General features: G+C 34.8%; 1 protein-coding gene. It reads right to left on the bottom strand.

The window, feature by feature from the left end; genetic code table 11:
• On the bottom strand, positions 1-660 hold a 660-nt coding region (locus WA340_RS04085), incomplete at its 3' end, for a TolB family protein (protein WP_442920767.1).
• Positions 661-676 lie beyond the last annotated feature (16 nt).

The raw sequence follows: 676 nt of genomic DNA, 5'->3' as shown, positions 1-676 counted from the left end.
GTTTGCATCTAATGTTGCTTTGTAAATATCAAACTTACCATATCCTCCTGGCATATCACTTGCAAAGTAAATCATGCTTCCGTCAGCGCTTACACTTGGGTTTTTAATCGAGTAGTTTGGACTATTAATTGATAAGGCTTCTACCTCGCTAAAACCATCACTGTCTTTTGTGGCTTTAAACAGGTGTAATACACTATACTTTGTGTTAGATAAACTGTCTTTTTCATAGATATTTTCAAAGAAACTTTCTCTTGAAAAATACATGGTTTTTCCGTCTGGTGTAAAGCTTACAATACCTTCGTGGTATTTAGTGTTAATATCACCTTCTAAAAGCTCTTCTCCTTGGTAAGTCCCATCTTCTGCTACAGTATATTCGTAGATGTCTAAAAATGGTTCTTCGTTCCATCCGTATTTTTTACGGTTATCATTTCTAGAACTAGTAATGTATAGTTTACCATCTTGAAGCGTACCTCCAAAATCTGATGTAGCTGTGTTGATGTCTAAGTTTTGTACGTTAAAGGTTTTTCCTTTATCTAAGATTTTTGATAAATAATCTGGGTTAGACTTGTACATCATTGCTCTGTCATCTGATGGCTTCATTGCAGCAAACTTATCCATTTGCGTATTTGATGCTTCGTACTTTCCGTTTGCTTTTAGCATTTCTGAATACTTGTAA

It is taken from the genome of Mesoflavibacter sp. CH_XMU1422-2, assembly GCF_037029245.1.
In the GTDB taxonomy this organism is placed as follows: domain Bacteria; phylum Bacteroidota; class Bacteroidia; order Flavobacteriales; family Flavobacteriaceae; genus Mesoflavibacter; species Mesoflavibacter zeaxanthinifaciens.
Note: the sequence above shows the minus strand (reverse complement) of the source record. Positions and strands in the feature narration are given on the sequence as shown.